The following is a 23717-nucleotide window of genomic DNA, read 5'->3' as shown; positions in this document are numbered from 1 at the left end:
GGGACGCCTCGCGGCGGAGCATGCCTCCCGCGCCGCCGGCGCAGGTGATGTGCGGTTCCTGCTGAGTAGACGCTCGGCGCAACGCATCTGCGAAAACGAGCACGGCAGCCGACGAGACTTCAGGGCCACAAATCCCGCGGACGCCGCCGCGCGTTTCGCGCGCGGCCGGTGAACCCGACGGAATCGGTCAACCGAACGTGTCACCGCCCCCGCAGCTGTCGCTCGGGTGGATCGATTGCTCAAATCGGCGAAGACGCGGCGCCCGGCGGCCGAGAAGGCCCCGGATCACATCAGTTCGAGGACAACAGCTCGCGCAGGCGCGCGAGCTCGATCTGAGTTTCCGAGACCATACGCATCAACAATGCATTCTCGTGCTCGAGATCTCTGATGCGGCGAAGCCGGCCGTCCTCGTCCTGTTTCAGACCGAGATCGTAGACGTTGGCCTTCAATCCAGGCAGCGCGGACTCGGAGCAGACCGGTTCGGTCGGATTCGTCGCGCGCATTTCAACCCCCAAAAACAAAATTACAGACAGGCCGTCTCCAAAATGGGACGGACAGCAGCCCACTGCCCGTCTCCCAGAAGCCTGTTGCCGACCTTGTAGGTCTGTTTCTTATCGTTGCTGTGACCAATCCTAAACAAGAAGTCAGATTTCTGGACGAAAAGCGTTCATTCGGTGGCGGGTGTGCTCAGCTTGTCCGGCGTCTCGCTCAATCGTGATGGATGACGGCGACACGGAGCTGTCGACCGCGACCGCGAGCCGATCAATCTCGAGTTGAACGTGCAGACCATCACTGCTTGTCGTTCCCCGATGGCGTCGTATCGGACTCCTTCTTGTCGGTCGCCTGGTCATCCTGACCGTCACCGCCGCCATAGCCGATCACCTCGACGATGAAGATCGAACCCTGTCTGCGGGCGCCGGTTGCGGTTGGCGTTTCCGCCGACTTGGCGGCCGCGCCGGCCGTATTCGAGCCTGCCGTGAGCGCGCCGATATTGGGAACGGATACGGTCGGAATTCCGGTCGTGCTCCCCTGCACCTGGAAATTGCTGGCGTTGGCGATGACGGGTGCGACAAAAACTGCGCTGCCCGAGGCACGCACGCCGGCGGTGCCGAAATCGATCGTGCCACGCGGTGCGAGAAGATAAAGCTGGGACGCAGCTGCTTGCGACGACGCCTGCAGCGTGCCGATGCCCGCGCCGGTCACGAAGCCGCCAAGATCGATCGACTGGTAATCATCCTGATCATAGAGCACCTGCAGCGCCGGTGCCGACAAGGTCGTCTTGGAGCCGCGGCCGGCGTCGAGATTGCCGTTGGAGCTCCACATCAGGATGTCGCCGCCCTGGGTCGTGAGCACGCGGCTCGAATTCACCAGCACACTTTGGTCTGTGAAGGTGTTGATCGCGCCGCCACCCAGGGTGAGGATGCCGATATCCCGCAGCTTCAGCGCCGAGTTGGGTTCGGCCGCAAGCGAGCCGACGATGATATTGCCACCCGGGCCGAACATCGAGATATCGCCGCCGAGCTGGGTCTGAACCGTGGCATGCAGCAGGTTCATGTCGCCAGTCTTGACCAGCTGGCTGGCGCCGTTGCTCCCGCTGCCGAGCACGTTTGCCGTGTAGCCCAGTCTCGCCGGGAACATCGTCTCGATCATGCGGTAGCCGCGCTGGGTGTCTGACGACGTGCCGTCCTTCTGGCCGATGCCGACGGCTTTGAGCTCGGCGAAGAAGAGCTGGTCGATAAAGACGTGCTGGAGGTCGGTGGGCAAGGCCTGGAAGGCCGCGAACACGCTGGCATCGGTGTCACCGTCGCTTGCCGGCTTGCCGATCCGGCTCAAGAAGGAGCGCAGCTCGGACACATAGTTATGTTTGACGCTGTTGGCATTCGCCGGATCGATATAGGAAGCCGCCACGGCGGCGTAATCGATACCGAACTTGGTGCCGAACATCGTGATGATGTCGGCACCCTGCTTGGTGCCGGCAGCGTCCGTCAGCGTCGCATTGCGCCGCGGATTATTCGACGGGCCGAGCAGCGACTGGTTGTAGATGCCGACCGAACCGCCGCCCGTGGTGTTCGAGATGTAGATGTTTCCGACCGGCGTCGGGCTGGAATTGCCGACCGACACGATGCCCTCCTGGACCGGCGCCTGGGTCGCGTTGTCGAACGCCGCCGGGAGGAACGGGCCGATATCGCCGCCGGCCTGAACCACGAGGAACCCGGGTCCGGCCACCTGCAAGCCGCCGCCATTTTGAAAGCCGGTGTAAGTGATGTTCCGGCCGGCCGCGATCGTGCTCACGTCGCTGGCATGGATGTTCTGCACGATGACGTTGAGATCGACGATGTCTCGCCCCGCATAGATGCTGGTCGGGCGATTGATCTCGATACGCTGGTAGACCCTCTGGCCATCGCCAATCGTACGTACGCCGAAACTCCCCGTTGCCTTGATATCACCGGTCGCGGCGTAGATCCGGGCAGTGGTCTCGAGTCCGTCGGCCACATCGTTCTCATGCGCAAGCAGCGCACGGCTGGAAGCCTCGCCGTTGCCGCTATTGGGGCGGAATGGATCGAACGCAGCGTCTATCAACGACGGCCCGGCGGAGATCAACGGGCGCGAGATCGATTGCGGCGCCGACGTATCGGGGTAGCCGAACGTGAGGTCGATATTGCCCTGCGCCAGCAGATTGAAAGTGCCGTGCAGGGACGGACTGAGCACGATGCCCGGTGTCGGAACCGAAGCCGTAGCATTAGCCAAAACATTCTGCTTCAGGATGTCCCCGATCCCGGTCGTTATCAAATTGCCTTGCAGCGCGATGGCCTCGAAGCTCGCAGGATAGGTCGCCGGAGCCGCCAGAACGTTGAGACTGTTAGCGGGTTGGATGCGGATCGCCGTGGGCGCGATGGCGATCGTGACGTCGCCCGACTGCGCCACCAACCGGACCTTACTATCTGGGCCGTAGGTGTCCATGTACAAAGGGGACTGAACGTTGCCCGTATCCAAGGGGTTCGCCCTGCTCGGTTGCTGGGCGTGCAAGGCAGCCGGGTTGACGACACCCGCCATCGCGATCGAGCCGTTTGCCGTCATCGTGATCTGCCCGGTATCGACAGCGAGCAGCGGAAGGTTCGGAAGCTTGAGCGTGCTGTTCGCGTACCTGTAGACATAATCGTTCTGGCCGATGTCGCCGCCCGCGACGATGCTGGCGTGGCCGGAACCCTCGTAGAACGAGCCGCCCCGGATGTCGCCGCCGGCGCGCACGACCATATTGCCGCTGCCGTAGAGATGGGTCACGGGCGTGCTGTTCGCCGACAGGCCGCCGGTGACGCGCCCAGTCGTCGGAGCCGATACCGACACATCGAGCATATTGCGCCCGGCAAGAACGCTCACATTTCCGCCTGCGCTCAGGAAGCCCTGCTGAAAGCTGCCATACTGGATCCACCACGCGGTTTGCGAGGCGATCTGCGTTCCAACCGGCGCGAAGACACCGGCTCCGAGGATCGAAGCACCGGCGCTGGGCGTCACACCGGAATTGGATAGCAGCCAAGGCTGATAGTACTGAGGCACTTTCTTGTAGACCGTGTTGCCGTTCGCATCCTTTATTGCGATCACCTTGGTGCCGCCCACGACATCGCGCTGCGCGTCGATGACGACGTCCCCGCCCTTTTCGGGGAATGCCGCAGCGGTCGGCGGGCCATAATAGAGCTCAGTGGCTCCGGCCGCGAAAGCCGCGTTGCCATATCCCAGCACGCGGGGCTCGAAGAAGCCGTCCGGATTGGTCACGACAACGCCGGAGGCCTGCAAGCTGTAGGGATTGGCATAGGTCGCGGTATTGACGCCAGCCGCGTAGATCACGCCAGGCGCAGCGACGTCCCTCATGATCACATCTTGGGCTGCCGAGATGGTGATGTTGCCAGTGCCCGTCCGTATCATGGTCGGAATGCTGACATCGACCTTGGTGGTGCCGTCTTTCAGGAACTGGCCATAGCTGCCGTGCTTGTCGACGATGACGTCTCCCCTGCCGTTCGCAAGGGGGACCCTGCCGGTCGGATTGGCGCTCGAGACATCGGAACCGGCGGTCAGGATGTAAGCCCAGGACGACGGCGCCGTCACCGTCTTGATGTTCGCCTGGTTGCAATCGACGGTGCAGACGAGCAATGTGTGCGGGAACAGATCGGCACTCGCGAGATCCTGCGAAGCCGGGCTGATGCCGTTGCCGCTATCGCCGATCTTGTAGGGCGCGATCGGCAGCTGGCCGGTGGTATAGTCGTTCAGATAGATCGAACCGAGATCGACCGAGCGGCTGGTCGCATAGTTCGCGAGCTTGTCCGTGTAGCCCTTGTCGAGATAGTTCGCGAACTGGAAGAAGCCGTCGGAAATCGAGGCGTTGACGTTGATGTTTCCGGCAGCGCGCAGCGACAGCACGCCGGCGTCGAGCCCGCCCCAGGGCGTCGCGAGACGGTAGGTGAAGTTCACGTAGCTCGATGCCGGATCGAAATAGGTCACGCCGCCGTCGGTTGCGAGGTTACCCACCGTACCAGCCGCCAGATTCCAGTTGCTGCTGACGGTGATGTCGCCCTTGGAGTTCACCAGGTCGACGCCCGGCTGCACGTGCACGACGTCCGCGCCGAGGCTGTCGACCAATGGAGCAAGGCGCGTGAACAGGTTGGTGAAGCCGTAACTCTGCCCGTTATAGCTCCACGTCCCCTTGGTGATCTGGGAGATCGTATCGCCGAAAAACACTCGGTCGGGGCTCGTGTCGCCGGTAAAGCTCGCGACACCCGGTTTGCCTTGGTTGGCAGGGTCAAACGTGTCGTAGACCCCGCTTGAACTCCATGGAATGAAGTTCTTCGTCTTGCCTACAAAGGTGATCGTACCGTCCGGATTCCGCTTTGATGTACCGGAAAGATTGTTCGCGGCCGAGAATCCTATGGTGGCGTTCCCGTTGCCCAATCTCACCTGGACCGACGGTTGCACGGCGCTGCTGGCGCCACCGCTCCCGGGCACCACATCAGCAGACACAATCGTGAGGAAGGAATTTGGTACGCCACTAAAGCGTCCGACAGACGGTAGCACGACTACGCCGTTGGGCCCAACCTTCACGCTCGCCAAGGGACTGGTGTAACCGCTGCCCGGGTTGGTGATAACGACGAACAGCACCCCGTTGGCATCGACCTGCCCATAACCCAGGGCGGCGACGCCGCCCGCCGGCGGCGGATCGATCGTGACCGGAATATTCGTCTGACCTGGCGCGTATCCGAGATTATCGGCGGCAGTGAAACTGTATATCCCCATGACGAAGTTCTTGAGCACTGCGCCATTGCTGTTCGGAATTGAAACATCGCCGCTGACCACGCTGGTAAAGCCGTTGGCCGTGGTGACACTCGAAAACTGCCATCCCGAAACGTTGGTCCACGATCCATCCGTCGCAAGTATTACATTCCCGTTCGGGTCCAACCTGTACCAGCCGGCAGGATCGATCGTGCCGAACCAGCCAAGGCTTGATCCGTCGAGGCCGTGGTTGCTAGCGGTGGTGTCGAATGCGATGAAGCCGTTCACGGCGACCGAGCGCGCACCGACGATGCTGACCTTTGAGCGATCGTTGATGTTGTTGGTGGCATCGATGACGGGAAGCGCGTCGAAGGTCTTGTCGCCGTCGGCGTAGAAGTTCATGCCGTGCGTGCCCGACGGGTTGGCGACATTGCTGATCGCGGCAATCTTGACGTCGTTGTTGCCGTCCAGAGGGGCGCGGAACGTCACGGTCCCGCCGCTCAGGCCGCCCCTGGTGCCGCCGGAGACGTTGATCTGCGTACCCTGTTGCAGCCAGATTTTCGACTTGGCGTCCCAGCCGATTCCGATGGTGACGTCGCCGCCACGCTCGTCGGCGTGCGTGGTCGAGGCGTCGATCACGCCGCTGCTCGCCAGGAACACCGAATTGGCACCGTAGAGCGCGACCTTTCCGCCGGCCTGCCCGGTGCCGTCGATCGTGCTGCCGCCATAGCCGGTGGCATCCAGCGTGCCGCGGATGATGACCTGACCCAGTTGCCTTTCCTGGAAGATGGGAATCCAGGTCGGATCGTCCGCCGTAAGCGTAATGTTATTGGCCTTCAGCGTGTGCCCTGCCGCCAGTTCGAGATTGCCGGTGCGGGTGTGGATGTCGATCGCGCCGGTGAGGCCGCCGGCGAGCAGAATGTCCGCAAGCGCCGTCAGGTCGGCCGCACCGCCTGTATCAAGCTTGAACCGGCCGCCGAGGCCGGGACCGCCGGTGCCGAGCAGCCGGCCGGCGAGCATCGCGCCGCCGCGGAGCGCGTCCACCTCGATCGTCCCGCCATAGCCTTGACCACCGCTCGTCGTCGCGACGTCGATGGTGCTGCTGGCGTCGGTGATGACCTGGCCTCCGCCCGTGGCGTTCGACCCGATGTCGGCATACAGCACGACCTTGCCGCCTGACAGATAGGTGTCGACGTCGACCAGCGTCTTCTTGTAGCCGCGCGCCGAGATATACGCGCCGGGATTGAGGGTAACGTTCCCCGCGATCGCACCGAGCGTAATCGTGCCGGCCTGCGCCTGAATGGTGCTGCCGACGGCAATGTTCGACGCCGTGACCGTGAGAATGCCGCCGGTCTCGTCGCTGTCGGCAGGCGCAGTTGCGGCCGAGCCGCGCGTCACCGGATCGACGATGGAGATATCGCCCGACGCCGTCAGGACAAAACCCTGAGGAGTTCCCGCGGTTGCGCCGGAGACCAGAATGCGCGGCGTGCTGACGGTGAGGTCGGTCTTGTCGCCGTTCGCGCCGAGCGTCATCGTGCCCGGGCCTTTGACGACCACGCTGTCGTCGGCCGACCATTTGACCTTGGAGAAACCGGCAATGGTGAAGTTGCCGTTGACGACATTCCCATTGACCCGGCCGCTGCCCAGGTCGATTTCCTTTGCGGCCAGTTCGAGGCTGTTGCCGTTCGCCGCCGGAGCGCTGAAGGGCGGGCTGGCCCCGGTGTTCTTGAGCGTGATGTTGTTGCTCGCCGAGATCAGGCCGTCCCGCGTCAGGGTGGCGCCACCCGAACCCGCAACCGTCATCGTCCCGGCAGATGCGACGCTGACCTTGCTGTTCGGATCGAGCGCGATCTGGGTGTTGGCGGCGTAGGTCGTGGCGACGCCTGCGGCGGATGTGACGGTGACGCCGACGCTGAACTCGACCGTCGCCGAGGAGGAAAACGCCAGCACCGTTCCGGCGCGCAGATTCAGGCTGGTGCCGGGATTGAGCACCTCGCTGCCGAGCGCGATGCCGGTGGCGTCCAGCGACAGACTGCGCGCACCGGAATTGAAATCGCCATACACCGTAACCGGACCAGACAGCGCGCGCAGGGCCAGTGTCTGCACGTCGGCGAACTGGGTGCTGTTGGACGGCAGCACCAGGCTCTTGCCGGCAACCGCCGAGGCCGCTCCGACGCCGATGGTCGGCGCGATCAGGTTGACCAGATTGGCGTGCAGGTCCGTTGTATTGATGGCGATCGCGTTGTTGGAGGCGGTGGCTTGCAGCGTCAGCGTGTTGGTCGAGATCTTGACGCCGTCGGCGATCGCCACCTTTCCGCTGTTGCTGGTGTCACCGCCCGTCAGTGTCAGGCTTCCCGTCACCGGCCCGGCCGGCAGCACGGCCGTTGCGGTCGCGACATCCTTGAATTTGATCGTGAGTGCTGGCGCCGAAACTCCGGTCGCAGTCGGCCCCGTCAGTTGCAGCGTCGGGTCGTTGCTCGCCACGAACAAGGCGCCGCGCCCCGGCTGTTGCGCACCGCCGTTCGCGTAATAACCGAGAGCCAGCCGCGCGGGGCTCGTGGGATCGAGGAGTTTTGCAAGATCGGCACCCACGATCTCCGTTCCAGAGAGCGTCCCGCCTAAAGCCGCGGCGAGGCTCTGGGCCGTGACAGGCGCCTGCCCGTCCGCAGCAACGACGTAATGGCGCCCGAGCCCGGCATGAACGACACCCGTAGTTTTGATGATGCTGCCGGTATTGATGGTCACCGTGCCGCTACCGGCCTCCGGGACATAGACCGGAAGATCCAGCAGGACGGACTGCGATCCGACCGTCACCGATTGCGTGACTTCCTGCCATTGGCCGACCTGCTGGGCGACAAGCAGGATCTCCGGCGCGCTGAACGTCTCGCCGCGCGTATCCACGACGACATTGCTGGCCGTCGGCGTGATCAGCGTGCCCGTTGCGAAGTCGCTGCGGCTGCCGCCGATCAGAATGCTCTCGAAGTCGTTGAGCTGGGCAACGTCAAGGCCGACATAGCCGGCCGGAATGTCGTTGTTGACGTACCCGGCATGGCCGACCACCGCGAGCTTGGGTGCGCTTATGTCCAGCTCGCTGCCGCGGCCGGTGTTGCCGTTTTTGTCCTGTCCCGGCAGCGTCCGCGCAACGCCGTTCATCACGATCGACTGGAGCGCGGAGATCGACAGCCGGCCCGCATCCATCGGCAGCCGCGGCGCCGTGACATTGTTCTTGGCCGCCAGTTGGGCATAATAGGCGTTGGCGCCGTTGAAGCTGTACTCGCTGTATTGCTGCCAGACCGAGCTTGTCTGCACCGCGAACACCGTCTGGCCGGACGACTGCTTTCCGGGCGCGGTCGACTGCGTGTAATGACCGGTCACCAGAACGGTGCCATCAGGCAGTTTGGTTCCCGTGGCAATGTTCTTGCCGGTGTTGTCGCTGGAATAGACGACGACACGCATAGCGCCCGGCAGCGTCGCATAGTGCGCCGGATAAAGCGTATAGGTCCCCGCCGGGATGCCGTTGCCGCCGTCGATCGTGATCTGGGTGCCGGCCAGCGGGATCGCGTCGCCGGCGGTGACGGTCTTGCCCGCATCGGCACTGCGCGCGGTCGCAAAATGGATGTCATAAGCAGCGATCGGATCGGTCTGCGACGGCAACAGCGCGTAGACGGTCTGGCCGGAAGGCGTCGTGGTCAGGCTATCGCGCGAGCCGCCCTTGCCCGCAATCCACTCCATGGCCTGGATATCGCCGCCGCCACGCAGGTCGATCGTCGAACCGTCGGCGCGCGTTACGTTCGATCCGGCCAGGATCAAACCCTTCGACGGCGGTTGCGCCAGCGGATTGAGATTGGCGTTGTAGTACCAGTTGGTGCCGTCGGACGTCGCACCGTAGGGAACGGTCGTGTCGGCCAGCGACACCGAGGTGAGGCTCCCGGCCTCCAGCACCACCGACTGCGTGATGATCTTGGACACTGCGCTGTCGGTATTGCCGAGCGCGATCTTGCCGAGCGGCGCGAACAGATTGCCCGCTTGCTCGATGGTCCCGGCATACACGGTGATGCCGCCGCCGGCCGATAGCGGAATCCCGGTGTAGCTGTTGGCGGGCGCGGCGAACTTTACGTTCCCCGGCGTCTCGATCGTGAAGTTAACGGCGGAGACCGGATAGATTCGCTGGGCGGAGAGCAGGAGATCTCCGGCCGAGACCAGCTTGCCGGTGAAACTCGATTGCTCCGTCGGGACGGTCTGCGAGGGATCAGTCTTGAGACCATTCACAACCTTGAGCGTGCCGAGGCGAAGGTCGCCGCTCGCGATCAGGTTGACCTGGCTGAAGCCCGAGAAGTCGAGGCCCGGCTGAGCGTCGCCCGGCTTGAAATTGGACGGCCTTCCACTCTCCAGATCGATCGTCTGCGCATTCACCGTCAACGTGCTGGTGCCGGCCGCCGGATTTTTACCGGAACCGGTGAGCGCGACATAGGATGCCGCAATGTGTGCATCAACCGAGCCGGATGCCGGCGCCGTGATGACACCCGCCGCAATGTGCAGACGGTTGGTCACGGTCCAGTTCAGCGAACTGGAAATCGTGAGATTTCCCCACTGCGGATCGCTGTCGCCGTAGGTGTTGCCGGGCAGGTCGGTGAAGATGCGCGCGGCACCGCCCACAGCCCCGGCCGCGTAGAGATAGACGTTGTCGAACGGCGCGAGCTGATCGGCCGAAACGGTGAGCGTCATCGGCGCGCTGATGACGCCGGCGGCGCCCTGCTGCAAGAATATGTTGCCGCCGCCGAGCAGGATGGTCCCGCCATTGGCGCGCGCGTCAGCATGCACCGTGCCATCGCCGGTGACATATCGGCCGCCGGCCGCGGCGAAACTGCCGCCCCAGGAAAATCCGCTGACGTCTGCGCTCACTGTGCCGGCGTCGCTCCAGGACCATTGCGACGTGGTCGCGCCGCGCGCGCCTGCCACCTGGATATTGCCGGCCGCGCCGGAGACGTCGACCACCGCGCCGGCATCGGCGACGAGGTAGCTTTGCTGCGGGGTGCCGGCGGAGCCAGGAGCGCCATAAGCGAAATAGAACTGGTCCTTGCTGGAATCACCTGTCGGGTCTTTGTATGTGTTGACCGTGGTAATCGTCCCACCTTCCACCGCAAACGTGCCGCCGGCGATGTAGCTGCCGCTCGTCCTTGGACCGTTGACCGTCCCGAACAGGGAATTGGCGACGAATGTCCCGGACAGGTCGATCTTCGCGTCGGACAAAAGATGCGTCGCCAGCGAGTTGATGAAGACGGAGCCGCCATGGTCGATGATCGTGCCACGCAGCTCGACGGACTTTGCTGGCACGGTCCAGGTCGGATCGCTCGGCTTGTTGGTCTTGCGGTCATCGACGACCGCCGCCAAGGTGATCTTCGCCTTGGGATCGGTGACGATCTTCGAGCCCGTATCGAGCTTGATGTTGTCAGCCTTCAGCGTGAGATCGACGGCCTTGCGCTGATTGTCCGGAAGCAGCGCAAGTTGTGGCGTTGCCTGCTGGCCGAGCTTGGTGCCGGTCGACGTGGCCGTGTAATCGGCAAGGCTCGCGAAGTTCTGCTGCTGGAAAGCCAGGCTCGTCCCGGCGGAAACGATGATGTTGGCGGCTGCGCCGGACCAGCCGTCGCTCACCGACTCAAGCGTATAGGAACCGAATCCACCGCCTGTCAGCAGCGACTCCGGCAGCGTGGTCGCGATCCCGTTGACGCGGATCGAAGACGTCTCGCCTGCCTGTAGTTCGCCGCCGATCCGGATGGTGTCCGCTCCGGCGATTCTCAAGCTCCCGTTGCTCTCGAAGCCGTAGCCGCGAAGAGTACCGTCAAGCCCGATCACCGCGATTGATCTACTCAGGGACGGATCAGGCAATGTTGGATCGGCGCCGTCAGTCGGTAGACGCCACACGAGCCCCTGATAAATTGCGAGCGAAATGCTTCCAGCCTTGCCGGCCATCACGCCAGAGGATGCCGTCTTCGCCTTGCCTTGCGGCGAAATATAGCCTCCGCTCGAGACATCGAGTACGGCAGATTTGGCGAGAAGGATGCTGCCCGTCGTATCGATCCGGTCCTTACTACTCTTACTCGTGGCAATTGAAATACTTCCGCCGTTAATATAGGCTGGGCCAGCCGCATCGACGCCAGCCACGCGGCCGATGTCATTGACGAAACGGCCGCTGACATCGATCGTGCCTTCTACGAACACGTTCGCAGCGATGTCTTTGCCCGACTTATCGATCGGTGCCTTGAACAAGGGCTGGCTGGAAGACGCGACGCGGTCTGTCACGAGATCGACGCTTCCCCCAGCCGCGGAAACCGTTCCGGCGATATCGATCGCTCCGCCCGCATTGACAGAGAGGCTGCCGCCGGCCGCGAGATTGAGCATGCTGCCACCCGACAGCACGAAATCGTTCGCCGTCACCTTCAGCGAGCTGAGGCCGTAACCCGACAGGATGTCGGCCGACAAATTCGTCGTATAGGTGCTTTGCGTCGTGAAATTGGCCGATGCCGTCGCGCCGATCTGCACGCTCGACGGTGTCGTCAGCTCGAGTGAGCCCTGCAACGGCAATTGCCCACCGCTGATCTGCCGCTCGCCGGCTGTCGAGCCGAAATACATCGTCCCGAGCAGCGCCGGATTGACGGTCACGACGCTTACGCGTCCGGCGTCATGCCCCTCGGTGAAGCCTGCCGAATAGATCTGGGTCGGCGTGGACCAGGTTTCCGTGACGCCCCAGCGCGCATGCTTGACGGTGAACTGGCCCGCGATCCCGAGATAGGTCATGTTCGGGTCGGCGTTGGTCATGCTGTAGATTCGGCCGTCGCTGCCGATCAGGCGCGTCGTGTTCACCATGCCGGGCAGGAACTTCACGCTGCCGCCCGCGACATTCATGATCGAGCCGTCGGTCTTGACGCTGGCAGCACCGTTGCTGGTGGAGAGGTCCGTCGTCAGAGACACGCTGCCGCCGACGGTCATCAGCTGGTAGATGCTGCGCGGGACCTTGGCGACATAGCCGCTGGCGTCCGCGAGCGGCGTTCCCACCCACGCGGTGCCGTCGCTGCGGGTGCCGGTGTTGCGGATGTCGATATACATCGTCTGGCCGTACAGCGCGCCGTTGCGCTGCAAGGGCATGTCGGCGAACTCGGCGCGCGGCTGGAACGAGATGATGTTGTAGCTCGCCGGCAGCTCGACGTTCTGGAGCCCGGCGACATCGATCGTTGCGCCCGGCGCGAGCAGGACGGACTGCGCAGCGTTCGAGTTGGGAAGGACATCTGCGTTGCCGCCCCCGGTAGACGTCATGCCTTGGTTGAACAGATTCGGGACGACAACCTGCTCCCCGTTGATCGTCCGGAGATGGGAAAAGATCTGAGCATTAAGCGCGACTTGGGCCGACGGGGCCGAAATCAGCCCATTTGATCCGACCTCCACGTTGGTCTGGGCAGTCATCTCGATGTAGGCTGGCGCGAAGCTCTGCGTGCTCGTCAATCCCGCCGCGCCGTCATCGACCGGCAGGCTCGAGATCACGCCGTTCATGGTGACGCTTGTCGCCGCGCGGAGGAGCACGAAGCTGTTGCGGTCGATGCTGGTATCGACGGAGATCACGCCCTGGATCAGCTTTCCGGTGCTGTCGGCCAGACCGTGGCCTGATGCATCCTTGGGATTTCCGATCGCTACGGTATCGCCATTCATCACCACGATGCCGCGAGAGGCGTCGATCAGGCCGTCGTGAACCACAGCGCCGGTGCCGGGCAAATAGGTACTGGTTTTGGGATAGCCGAAAGGCGCTTGCGGGTCGTCCGGGTTGTACACCGACGCAAACTGCGACAGCCTGAATTCGGTGCCGCGGAACTTGATGGTGTTTCCCTTGTCGTCCTTGCCCAGCACACTGTCCGGCAGCAGCGAATAGCCGTTCGGAACGACATCGATCGTTCGCGCCGCCACCATGGCGACCTCCCCGCCGGGCGCGGTGATTGAGCCGGAATTGTAGACGTTGGCACCGAACAGATAGACCGAGCCGGGCGAGCCAAGCGAAACCTGGTCTGAGAGGATATTGCCGGTGATGGACGCGCCGCGCTCGACCTTGATGTCGCCGGCGATCAGCTTGGTCGCCGCGCCGCCGTCCTTGTCATAGATCGAGAACGAGTTGAGATCGGCGATGCCGTTGTTGAGAAAAAACTGGTCGCGCGCCGCCAGATCGCTGCCGAGCTTGCCGACATCGAGGCTGGAGGCGATCAGCGTGTGAACGTTGACCTGCGAGCCGGCGCCGAAGATGATGCCGTTGCGGTTGATCAGGTAGACGCCGCCGATGGCATTGATCTGGCCAAGAATGCGGCTCGGCGAGGCGCTGGGATCCTGCACCCGGTTCAGCGCGATCCAGTCGGACGCGGACTGCCTGAAATTGACCGTGGTGTTGGTACCGACGTTGAACGTGTCCCAGTAAAGAATGCTCTTCTTCTGGGTCTGCTGGATATCGACCGAGACCTTCGAGCCGCTCGTCGTCTGCTTCGGCAAATTCGCGCCGAGCCATTTGGAGGCATCGGCCTTGATGCCCGCCAATGGATCGCCCGCGGTGCCGCCGAACGGCATCAATCCGCCCGGGGTCAATCCATTCGGGACGGACGACGCAGCGGCCTGGGCGGCGGCGGCAGCATCCGACTGGAGCTTGCGCGCGGCGGCAAGCGCTGCTGCCGCGCGGGCAAGCGAGGTCTGGGCCTGGGTCGCTGCGCCGGCAGCCTGCTGCGCGGCCAAAATCGCCGCCTGCTGCGCGGCCGCCGTCGGCACCACCGTGCTGGCGCCGGGCGTGAGGCTGCGCGCATGGCCGAAGCCGCCCGCGACCGACAGCGCCAGCAGGCTGACGCCGCAGAGCAGCGTCCGTTCAAACGCACGCCGCATCCCGGGGGGAGAAACAAGGATATCGCGATGGGGCACGCTGCGGCACTTTCTGATTGCAAGTTCCAGTCGAGCACGCCGCTGATGCAGGCGCATTCGCGCCTCGCATTTACTTTTCGTTTACTAACATTCATATGTCAGATTTGTAGCATTGAAGCACTATGCACATCTGCGACATCGCGTTCCACCGGCCGAGGCGCGGCAAAATCGCTTCAATTTCAGTAGGAAAGCGTGCGATTAATTATGTTATTGCTTGTTATCAACGCGATATCGCGTCGATGCGAGCTGCGGCGGCCCGGCCAGAATGGCCCTAAAGCATGATGAGATTCGGCTGCCCTAGCGCTGGCCTTGGTTGGCAAACGGGCTAAGCAGACCCGGCGGCAGCTTGAAATTTGCCGGCTGCGCGCTCTTGTTGATCGTCAGGTTCTTGCTGGCGCCAGGGTGGACGTCGGAAGCCGGGGTGGGCCCACCTCGCGGAGGCGGGACCGGCATGGCGACCGGAACGGGCGGCGGCCCCGCAAGCACTGGCCCGCCCGGAACCGCACCGGCCTTCATGTCGGGCGACGGGATGTCCAGCACGGTAATATCGAGTCCTCTTGCGAACTCCACCTGGCGCCGCTCGACCGCCCGAAGGGTCCATCCTTTGTGGTTTTCGCCTGCTTTCAGCCGGACCACGGACTTGCTGGCGGAATCAATGAACAAGCCGATCTTTTCGCTGCCGACGATGGTGCCCAGCAGAGAGAGCTGCGGCCTCTCGGGTTCGGCCGGCGGCGGCGGAGCTACCTGCACGGGCGCCGACACGGCAACCGGTGCAGGCGCCGGCGGCCGTCGCGTCGGCGCAAACAACGGCCGCTCACGGCTGGCCGTCAAACGCCCGAGCGGGATAGCCCACAGCGGGTTGTCGCTGAGCGCGCGTTGTGCCGGTGCAGGCGCCGGCGGCCGTTCGACAGTCGCGGGTGCCGGCACGACGGCGGGAGCTGGGGCCGGGCCGGCCGGCTTCGTGGCAAACAGATCATCGCGTGACTCGGTGGAGGGAGAATCCATCGAACCGGGCGCGCTGACGGCAAACGCCTGGACGCTTCCCCCGGCAAGGACGCCAGCGAGCAAAGCAATGAATAGGCGCGTCGACATGGCACTGACCGTCCCTGATCGGATCCGAGCGATAACCGTCATGAATATCAATCATGTGACATTTGCGAGCAGGGAACCGATGCGCCAGACCGGTCCGCGAGATCGCAGGGCATGGGGAGATCAATGCGCGCGCCCTATCGTCCGCCGCCATCACATCTACTGGCGGCACGATGTTGGATCAAAGCCGGGCGCGCTTCAAAAAAATGCACCCGGCGCGAGCCGGGTGCAAAGTGTTGTCGATCGTCGATCAGGCTGAGACCCGATAGCGATCAGTAAGCGCCGACCTTGCCGGTGCAGCCGCTGGCGTTCAGACCGTTGGTCGGGTCGTTGAGGAGCGTGTAGATTTCGCCCTGCCACACCGCCGGAACCTGAGCGAAGCCGTTGTCGTTCATGATGGCGTTCGAGCCGCTGCCGTAGACGTAGTCGAGGAAGGTCTTGAACCAGATGAACGCGTTGTTGCTGTTCGCGTGCGTCTGATAGCACTGGTAGATTTCGAACCAGGAGAAGCCGGAGATCGGATACGAACCGGAAACCACCGGATTCGGATTGACACCCTGCAAGCTCCAGGTCAGCGGGTTCGCACGGCTGACGCTGTCGAACTGCGGGATGGCGGTCGCCATCGCCTTCTGCGCACCCTGGAAGGTCGGCGGCTGGAACTTGCCGGTCGCGCCGGTGATGTCCCACTGCGACTGGAGGTTGGCGGTCTTCAGGCCACCGGCCTTGACGGGCAGCCAGAAGTCCTGGGAGGCGTAGCCGATCGCACCGTTCGTCGAGGTGACGAGGGTGACGAGGGCGCCGCTGCCCGAGGCGTTGGCGAACGTGCCGGGGCTGGTCACGGCGTTGCCGCACTGGTCGGTCGGGAACTGATCCGGCCAGTTCAGCTGGTTCGCACCGCGCGCGAGCAGCGGAGTGGTGCAGGCCTGCGAACGATCGGTCCAGGGGAAAGCGTACGACACGACGGTCGCATCGCTTTCGCTGTTCGGTCCGAACTCATAACGGCACTGCTCAACCAGCGCGTTGGAGAGCAGGAAGGTGGTGCCGCTGCCGTCCTGACGATGCACGAAGGTGATGTTGCCGGTGCCGAGCGTGCCACCGTTGAGCGTGGTCAGGATCGCGTTGTTCCACTTGGTGATGTGGCCCGACGCGATGCCGCAGAACGCGTTACGCGACAGGTTGAGGCCGCTGCTGCCGCCAGCCGGGGTCGCCGGCAGAATGTTCAGGGTAGCGCCGGCACCATCCTTGCCGTTCAATCCAAACGCAACGGCGCCGATGACCGCCGGAATCTGGATGAGATTGCCGAACTTCGACTGCGCGCTGCTGGCGCCGCCCGTGTTCCAGGCGGTCATGTCGGCGGCGTTGACGACGTCGTCGCTGCCGATGAACTGCACGCCATCATAGTCGGAGATGTTGTTGATGCCGAAGTTGCTGCTGGTGTAGGCGGGAGCGGAAGAGGAAGGCGTTCCGATCTGGGTCTTGTCGTTGGTGCGCAGCACGGTCTTGCCGTTGCCCGAACCGGTACCGGCATAGAGAATCGCGCCGCCGATGCCGCTGGTGTTGAAGCTACCGCAGCTCGCAGCCTTGGCCATCGGACCCGGCTTGCCGGGGCTGCCCTGCGCCTGGGTGTAGATGCAGTCCATCAACTGCCGATAGACAACCTGCGGGAACGTCGCGCCCGCGCCAAACGCAACCGACTGCGCCTGAGCAGACTCGGAAGCAACGCCCATCGCAGCGAACGCAACCGATCCCAAGAGTAAAGTCTTCAAGTTTCGCATAACCTCAGTCTCCCTGTTTGGATACCCCAAGCCTGCTACGATCAGCAGCCGGGCCCCGGAGCGAGGCGGACGCTATCGGCGGTATGTGAGACTTTGATTGTTGTTTTGTGAATTATGATACTCAGCTCATCTACAATGAGATCGATCTTCGTGCCGACCTGACAACAAGCTCAGGATTTCACGAGCAGAAGCATGGAATTCTCGCCCTCGCCAAATGTTATCCACGCATCAAATGCCAATCGTAAAATATGTGGACGCCGTCGGATCGGACTTCTCGCACGTATCCCGAAGCTTGAAGCGCGAACATCCGCGGCGCAATCGACCCGCCCTATTTCGACGATCATCTCCTTACGACGTGCTGTGAGCAAATGCCTGCGTGCTTTCACAGACCTGTCTTGTCGACATCACATCACCGTTAATGTCGCATCGTTAAAAAGCACCCCGGCAATCCGGCCGCGCCGCACATGATGCCTCGTATCACAACCATATCGTTCGCCATCGTGTGAGTGCTGCGCGGATAAGACCAGCAAGCAAGAAGGATCTACGAAATGAACGCTCTGCCCGGTTTCCGCATGCCTTACCGTGCAATGACGGCACGCGCCGGCTTAGCTACCGTCTGGCTGACCGTCATGCTCGGCGCCGGAGCACCGGCATTTGGCCAATCGCCGTCGGCCGATCCTGTTGTCGCCGTCGTCAACGGAAGCCCGATCCATGAGAGCGATCTGGAACTGGCGGACGAAGTCATCGGTCGAAATCTGCTTGTTCAGGACCCCATCGAGAGGCGCGAAACCCTCCTGAAGATGGTGACCGACGCCGTGCTGCTCGCAAAGGTGGCGACCGATCGACACATAGAAGACCCGGCCGATCTTCAGCGCCGCGCCATTTTCGCGCGCAATCAGGGCCTCACCAACCATCTTCTGAATGTCGTAGGTCAGCAGGCGGTGAGCGAGGAGGCCATGCGCAAGGCGTATCAGGAGGTCGTGCTCAATGGGGTGACAACCGAGCCCGAACTGCATCTGCGCCACCTTGTCTTCATGATCGCTCCGCCCGCGGACGATGCCGCAGTCAAGGCGGCCGAACAAAAAGCCAAGGCGGCGATGGATCGGATCAACAAGGGCGAGGACTTCACGGCCGTCGTCGCCGACGCGTCCGAGGACCCCGTCACCAAAGCAAGGGGCGGCGACTACGATTGGCGGCAGCGCGGCGAAATGGGCAAGGAATACGCCGACGTGGCGATCAAGCTGAAAAAGGGCGAGGTTTCGCAGCCGTTCAAGACTGCAGTTGGCTGGCATATCCTCAAGCTCGAGGATACGCGTCCACGTAAGCCGGCCGACTACGACAAGATCCGTGATCGCCTGGCCGCGATGGTCGCCTCTGCAGCGCAGATCGAGCTCGTGGATAAGGTGCGCGCCGAGGCGAAGATCGAGCGCATGGACCAGATTCATAAGGCAGACAAGGAAGGCGCCAAAGTCAGGTAGCGCCCCTGCCCTGCCTGCCAATCCCGCGATATCCCGGCAGTGAGTAAGCTATGGGTCTTGCCGTCATCATCCTGACGCACAACGAAGAGCGCCACATCTTGCGGGCTCTCGCCTCGGTTGCCAAGATTGCAACCGAGGTTTTTGTTGTCGACAGCTTCTCAAGCGATCGAACGGTCGAGCTGGCGCGCGCTCAAGGCGCGACCGTATTGCAGAACCGGTTCGTCAATTACGCGAAGCAGTTTCAGTGGGCGCTCGAGAATGCCCCGATCACCGCCTCGTGGATCATGCGGCTCGATGCCGACGAAATCATCGAAGCCGATCTGGGCGCCAGAATTCGCGACGAACTGCCGCGCCTGAGCAACGAAGTCGTCGGAATCAACCTCAAGCGCAAGCACATCTTCCTTGGCCGCTGGATTCGCCATGGTGGCCGCTACCCGCTCCTCCTCTTGCGGATCTGGCGCCGCGGCCACGGTCGCATCGAAGACCGCTGGATGGATGAGCACATGATTCTGTGGGGCGGCCAGACCGTTACATTCGATGGCGGGTTCGCCGATCACAATCTCAACGATCTGACGTTCTTCACCGACAAGCACAACAAATACGCCACACGCGAGGCAATCGACGTGATCAACGAGCGCCATCGCCTGTTCGGGCGCGATGTTGATCTGATATCGGAGGAAGGCTCGCGCCAGGCAGCCATCAAGCGCTGGATCAAGGAACGGTTGTACAACCGTATCCCTTATCAAATCAGCGCTCCGGCCTATTTCCTGTTTCGCCTGATTTTCCAGCTCGGTTTTCTCGACGGCAAGGAAGGCCTTGTCTATCACGGATTGCAGGGTCTCTGGTATCGCTTCCTTGTCGGCGCAAAGGTGGAAGAGCTGGAAGCCGCCATCTCTCATCTGAAGGATCCGGCGGAAATGCGCGCGGAGCTGCGACGCCTGACCGGCCTCGTCATCGAGCTCTGATCAACATGCGCTCGAACGCCAAAATGATTTCGATGGGCACGGTACATGACGCGTAGTGCCGCGGCCATCGTTGCCCTGTTTCAGTTGATTTGGATGGCGGAGGCGACCGCACAGTCGATGTTCTGGTTCAACGATCCCGTCGGTCCGGACGAAACAGTGCTCGTCACCGGCGCCGAGCTCGACAAGATTACATCTGTGACCGTTGCCCGAATTGGCGACGGCTCCTCCCGCGAGAGCGGACAGGAAACCTCCGTTCCGATCCTGCAGGCCAATCCCCTCTCCCTTAAATTCACGATCCCGGAGCAGTTCACGCCCGGGATCTACCGCTTCAGCCTGACCCACCCCCAGGGCACTCTCAGCGGCCGCATCAACCTGCCAACAATCTATTGGACGCAGGGAAACCTCGGCGACGAGGTCTCGCCTTCGGGCTGGCTCCAGGTGTTCGGTCGCAACATCGTTCGCCAGGCAAGCCGTGCACAATTGTTGATGCTGCCCGACGCCGGGAATGCACCGACGAAAGCCGTCCTGACCAAAGGCGACCTGTGGCGCGGTGCGTTTCGCATCCCTGATCAGGTTTCACCCGGCCGCTACCGGCTGCGCCTCTCCAACGGAGACGGCGGCGACGCCGAATGGGTCGATGTGGGCAGCATCGTCGTGCGCTCTCCCGAGGCGAACGCGGTGCAATCCTTCGATGTACGGGCATATGGCGCTAACGGCGACGGCAGGTTTGATTGTACGCGCGCCGTCAAGGCCGCCATCGAAGCTGCGAGCCAGGCCGGAGGCGGGACCGTGTACTTCCCGCGCGGGCGCTATCTGATCTCGGACATGATCGTCATTCCACCTCGCGTCAAATTGCAGGGGGAACGCATCGATCTGGTCAATTTGGTCTGGCCTAGTCTGGCAACACTTCCGGCCGCGCTGATACAGGGAAGGTCGCAGTTCTCGGTCGAAGACCTCACAATCTACGCATCGAATCACCCGCACATCATCGCGGGGGGCTTTCAGTTCGGCGACGCCCCGATTCCTGACGCGGCCGATATCGCCATCCGACATGTCCGCATTCGCGGTTCGGCCTTCCGGGGTCTCATGGAGGCTGAAGCCACCCTGCGGCAAATGAACGACTTCCGTCGGATCTATCCCGATGGATCTCCCGACACCATTCGATTGAGCGGAAACAGGATCGAAGTATCCGATTGCGACATTCTCGGATCCGGACATTCGCTTCGCCTCTTCAAGGCAACCAACGCGATTGTGGCCCGCAATATCCTGACCAACGGCCGCTATGGCTCCTACTCGATCGTGGGATCGCGTCAGGTCGTCTTTGAAGGCAATACGGTGACTGCCGCCGATCTCCAGGGAACTGGCGGAGGAATATCGACGCTGTCAAAATGGGTCAGCGCATCCGAGAACATCTTCGTCGGCGGCAACACGTTCAAGGCCATTTATGGCTGGGATCGGGAAGCCATGACGTCGGACGGGCCAGGCGGATTCTATTTCGGACACGCGAACAGCGCTGGTCCGGATCGGTTGTCGCTGCTGGATGCAGCCAATCCGTATCCGGCCGGCACGGACTGGACCGGCGCCGCCGTCATGGTGGTCAACGGACGCGGTGCCGGCCAATACGCCAGGGTCAAAGCCTTCGAGAAAAAGCCGTCCGACTTGTCGGTGACGCTCGATCGACCGCTCGAGGTGGCGCTGGACTCGAATTCGGAGATCACCGTCAGCCAGGCACAGCAAAACTATCTGATCATCGATAATGACTTCGAGGACACGGGCGTCGCCGCGCAGACGTACGGGACGGCGCTGGGGCATGTCATCTCCGGCAATCGATCCAACAGGACCAGCGGCTTTGCCGTCTTCGGACTGTCCTACGACAGTTTCCAGCCCGGCTGGCGGATTCAGATCCTCGACAATCACATACTCGAGGGAAACGTCTACCGGGCCGGGCCCGAACGGAGCATTTTCTCCAATGAGGCTTCAATTCTCGTCCAGGCGAACCAGACCGCAAAGGCTCCGGGTCGACCGCCGATGGTGCAGGCGGTGATCGTTCGAGGCAATCGCCTCGATCAGGACGCCCACATCGAAATCAAAGGCTTTGCCGCGACCTCGCCCGGCGTCCGCGACGTGGTCGTCGAAGGAAACACCATGGGACCATCACGGGTCGGTCTGATGATTGATCGCGGCGTCGCGTGGTGGCTCAGTCGAAGGAACGTCGAAGAACGGCGTATCCAGAAATAGCGCTACGAGCTAACGCCCCCGCCTCGCGCTCCCTCTCGATCAGTCACGGTAATGATAAGTTCCGTTGTTAGTTAAACCTCTGCTCTGGCTGCGATCTCCCGCTGTGGCCGAACGGAATTCCTCTCCGGCAGCCGCTTCACAACCTGAAAGACTGTACCGATGACCGCAATTCTCGGCCTCAACCTCAACCATCCCGATGCCTCCGCGGCGCTCATCATCGATGGCAAGGTGGTCGCAGCTTCGGCTGAGGAGCGCTTCGGCAAACGCTTCAAGCATGATCCATCCTTCCCGCAGCAGGCGATCCAATCGGTTCTTGCCATGGGCGGCATATCGTCGAAGGATCTGGATTTCATCGCGGTCGCGCGCGATCCGTCGCAGAATCGCGCGGCCCAGGTCTCGTATGTCTTGCGCAATCCCCTCACCGGCGGCAAAGCGGCGCTTGAGCATATCCGGCGGGCCAAGGACGAGCTGAGCATCAGCGAGCAGGTCGCCGAGGCGTCCGGGCAGGCCCCGGACATGGTCAAGGCCAAAGTCGTCAACGTGGAGCATCATCTGTCCCACATTGCGAGCTCCTACTACTGCTCGCCGTTCGACGGGCTGACGGCCGGCTTCTCCTATGACGGCAGCGGCGATTTCACCAGCGCGATGGCGGCGCGCTGCGAGGGTACACGGATCGACGTGCTCGACCGCGTCAACCTGCCGAACAGCCTGGGCTTCTTCTACACGGCATGCTGTCAGTTCATCGGCTTCGCCGAATATGGCGAAGAGTACAAGGTCATGGGGCTCGCGCCATACGGCGTCGACCGCTTTGCGGACACGATGCGAGAACTCGTTCAAACGCGGCCCGATGGCTGGTTCAAGCTCGCCGAGGGCTTTTTTGGCATGCACCGCGGCGGCGAAAGCGGAAAGATGGACGAGCGAAATCACGTGGAAATGCTGCGCTTGTTCACCGACAAATGGATCGAGAAGTTCGGCTCGCCGCGCCAGCGCGGCGAGGAGCTAACACAACGGGACAAGGACATCGCCCGCTCCTGTCAGGTCCGCTTCGAGGAAGTAGCGGTGCATTGCTTCAACAAGCTGCACGATCTGGTCCCGAGCAAGCAGGTCGTTTATGCCGGAGGTTGCGCACTCAACGGCGTCATGAACGCGCGCCTGCTGCGCGACACGCCTTTCCAGCAGGCATATATGCAACCGGCCTCATCGGACGACGGTCTGTGTCTCGGTGCGGGACTGTGGACATGGCACAATGTCGCGGGCGGACGAGAGCGATTCCATATGACGCATTCCTATTGGGGGCCGGCTCACTCGGATGAGACGATGCGGCGCGCAGCAGAATCGGCCAAAACTCCCATGCGCGAACTATCGCCCGGCAACGTTCCGAAGGCGGTCGCATCCCTGTTGCACGCCGGGCTGGTGGTTGGCTGGTACCAGGGGCGATCCGAATGGGGCCCGCGCGCCCTCGGCAATCGCTCCATTCTCGCCGACCCGACCCGCGCCAACATGAAGGATGTGATCAACGCCAAGATCAAGCGAAGGGAGGGCTTCCGTCCCTTTGCTCCGACCATCTTGCAGCCGGCGGTATCGACCTATTTCGAACAGGATGTGTTCAGTCCCTTCATGATGCATGTCGTCAAGCTTCGCCCGGAATGGCGCGAGAGACTTCCCGCCATCACCCATGTCGATGGCACCGGACGGCTGCAAAGCATCGCGCGGGACACCAATCCGCTCTACTACGACTTGATCCACAGCTTCGGCGAACTGTCCGGGATACCGATCGTGCTCAATACCAGCTTCAATGAGAACGAACCGATCGTCGACACACCCGAACAGGCCATGAGCTGCTTCCTTCGCACCGGTCTCGACGCCATCTGCCTTGGCAGGTACCTGGTGGTGAAAGGCGAGCATGCCAAGCTGTTGTCGGACGCGTAGGCCGCTGACGCCGTGAATTGGGGCGGTTGCGACGCCCCCCTTTT

8 protein-coding genes are annotated in these 23717 nt (G+C 62.6%); 4 read left to right on the top strand and 4 right to left on the bottom strand.

Annotated features, from left to right (window positions below; genetic code table 11):
- Positions 1-290: 290 nt before the first annotated feature.
- From ABIB95_RS07590 to ABIB95_RS07575, 4 genes are all read right to left on the bottom strand, one after another.
- Entirely contained in the window at positions 291-503 is a 213-nt protein-coding gene (locus ABIB95_RS07590) for a hypothetical protein (RefSeq protein WP_354238416.1), read from the bottom strand.
- Between the two features lie 286 nt (positions 504-789).
- Complete coding sequence (locus ABIB95_RS07585) at positions 790-14199, bottom strand: filamentous hemagglutinin family protein (RefSeq protein WP_354238414.1); 13410 nt, start codon at positions 14197-14199, stop codon at positions 790-792.
- 297 nt (positions 14200-14496) lie between these two features.
- A complete protein-coding gene (locus ABIB95_RS07580; RefSeq protein WP_354116960.1) occupies positions 14497-15333 on the bottom strand; it encodes a hypothetical protein in 837 nt (278 codons plus the stop codon).
- Positions 15334-15560: 227 nt separating this feature from the next.
- Entirely contained in the window at positions 15561-17063 is a 1503-nt protein-coding gene (locus tag ABIB95_RS07575; protein ID WP_071915583.1) for a substrate-binding domain-containing protein, read from the bottom strand.
- Positions 17064-17611: 548 nt separating this feature from the next.
- Here ABIB95_RS07575 and ABIB95_RS07570 point away from each other — a divergent pair.
- From ABIB95_RS07570 to ABIB95_RS07555, 4 genes are all read left to right on the top strand, one after another.
- On the top strand, positions 17612-18541 hold the full coding sequence (locus tag ABIB95_RS07570; protein ID WP_354238411.1) for a peptidylprolyl isomerase: 930 nt from the start codon (positions 17612-17614) through the stop codon (positions 18539-18541).
- A 50-nt stretch (positions 18542-18591) separates the two neighbouring features.
- Positions 18592-19506: a glycosyltransferase family 2 protein gene (locus ABIB95_RS07565; protein WP_085402769.1), complete on the top strand. Its 915-nt coding sequence runs from the start codon at positions 18592-18594 to the stop codon at positions 19504-19506.
- A 45-nt stretch (positions 19507-19551) separates the two neighbouring features.
- Positions 19552-21744, top strand: coding sequence for a glycosyl hydrolase family 28-related protein (locus ABIB95_RS07560; RefSeq protein WP_354238409.1), 2193 nt, complete (start codon positions 19552-19554; stop codon positions 21742-21744).
- Between the two features lie 159 nt (positions 21745-21903).
- Positions 21904-23673 (top strand): carbamoyltransferase family protein, encoded by a 1770-nt coding sequence (locus ABIB95_RS07555; protein WP_354238407.1) that lies wholly within the window; start codon positions 21904-21906, stop codon positions 23671-23673.
- Positions 23674-23717 lie beyond the last annotated feature (44 nt).

This window comes from Bradyrhizobium sp. LA2.1, from assembly GCF_040547725.1.
GTDB lineage: Bacteria > Pseudomonadota > Alphaproteobacteria > Rhizobiales > Xanthobacteraceae > Bradyrhizobium > Bradyrhizobium barranii.
Note: the sequence above shows the minus strand (reverse complement) of the source record. Positions and strands in the feature narration are given on the sequence as shown.

What these genes read in the sequence shown, in the direction of transcription:
- ABIB95_RS07570 (WP_354238411.1), top strand. Translation starts at nt 17,612, where the DNA reads ATGAACGCTCTGCCCGGTTTCCGCATGCCTTACCGTGCAATGACGGCA.
- ABIB95_RS07560 (WP_354238409.1), top strand. Translation starts at nt 19,552, where the DNA reads ATGACGCGTAGTGCCGCGGCCATCGTTGCCCTGTTTCAGTTGATTTGG.
- ABIB95_RS07575 (WP_071915583.1), bottom strand. Translation starts at nt 17,063, where the DNA reads ATGCGAAACTTGAAGACTTTACTCTTGGGATCGGTTGCGTTCGCTGCG.
- ABIB95_RS07590 (WP_354238416.1), bottom strand. Translation starts at nt 503, where the DNA reads ATGCGCGCGACGAATCCGACCGAACCGGTCTGCTCCGAGTCCGCGCTG.
- ABIB95_RS07565 (WP_085402769.1), top strand. Translation starts at nt 18,592, where the DNA reads ATGGGTCTTGCCGTCATCATCCTGACGCACAACGAAGAGCGCCACATC.
- ABIB95_RS07555 (WP_354238407.1), top strand. Translation starts at nt 21,904, where the DNA reads ATGACCGCAATTCTCGGCCTCAACCTCAACCATCCCGATGCCTCCGCG.
- ABIB95_RS07580 (WP_354116960.1), bottom strand. Translation starts at nt 15,333, where the DNA reads ATGACGGTTATCGCTCGGATCCGATCAGGGACGGTCAGTGCCATGTCG.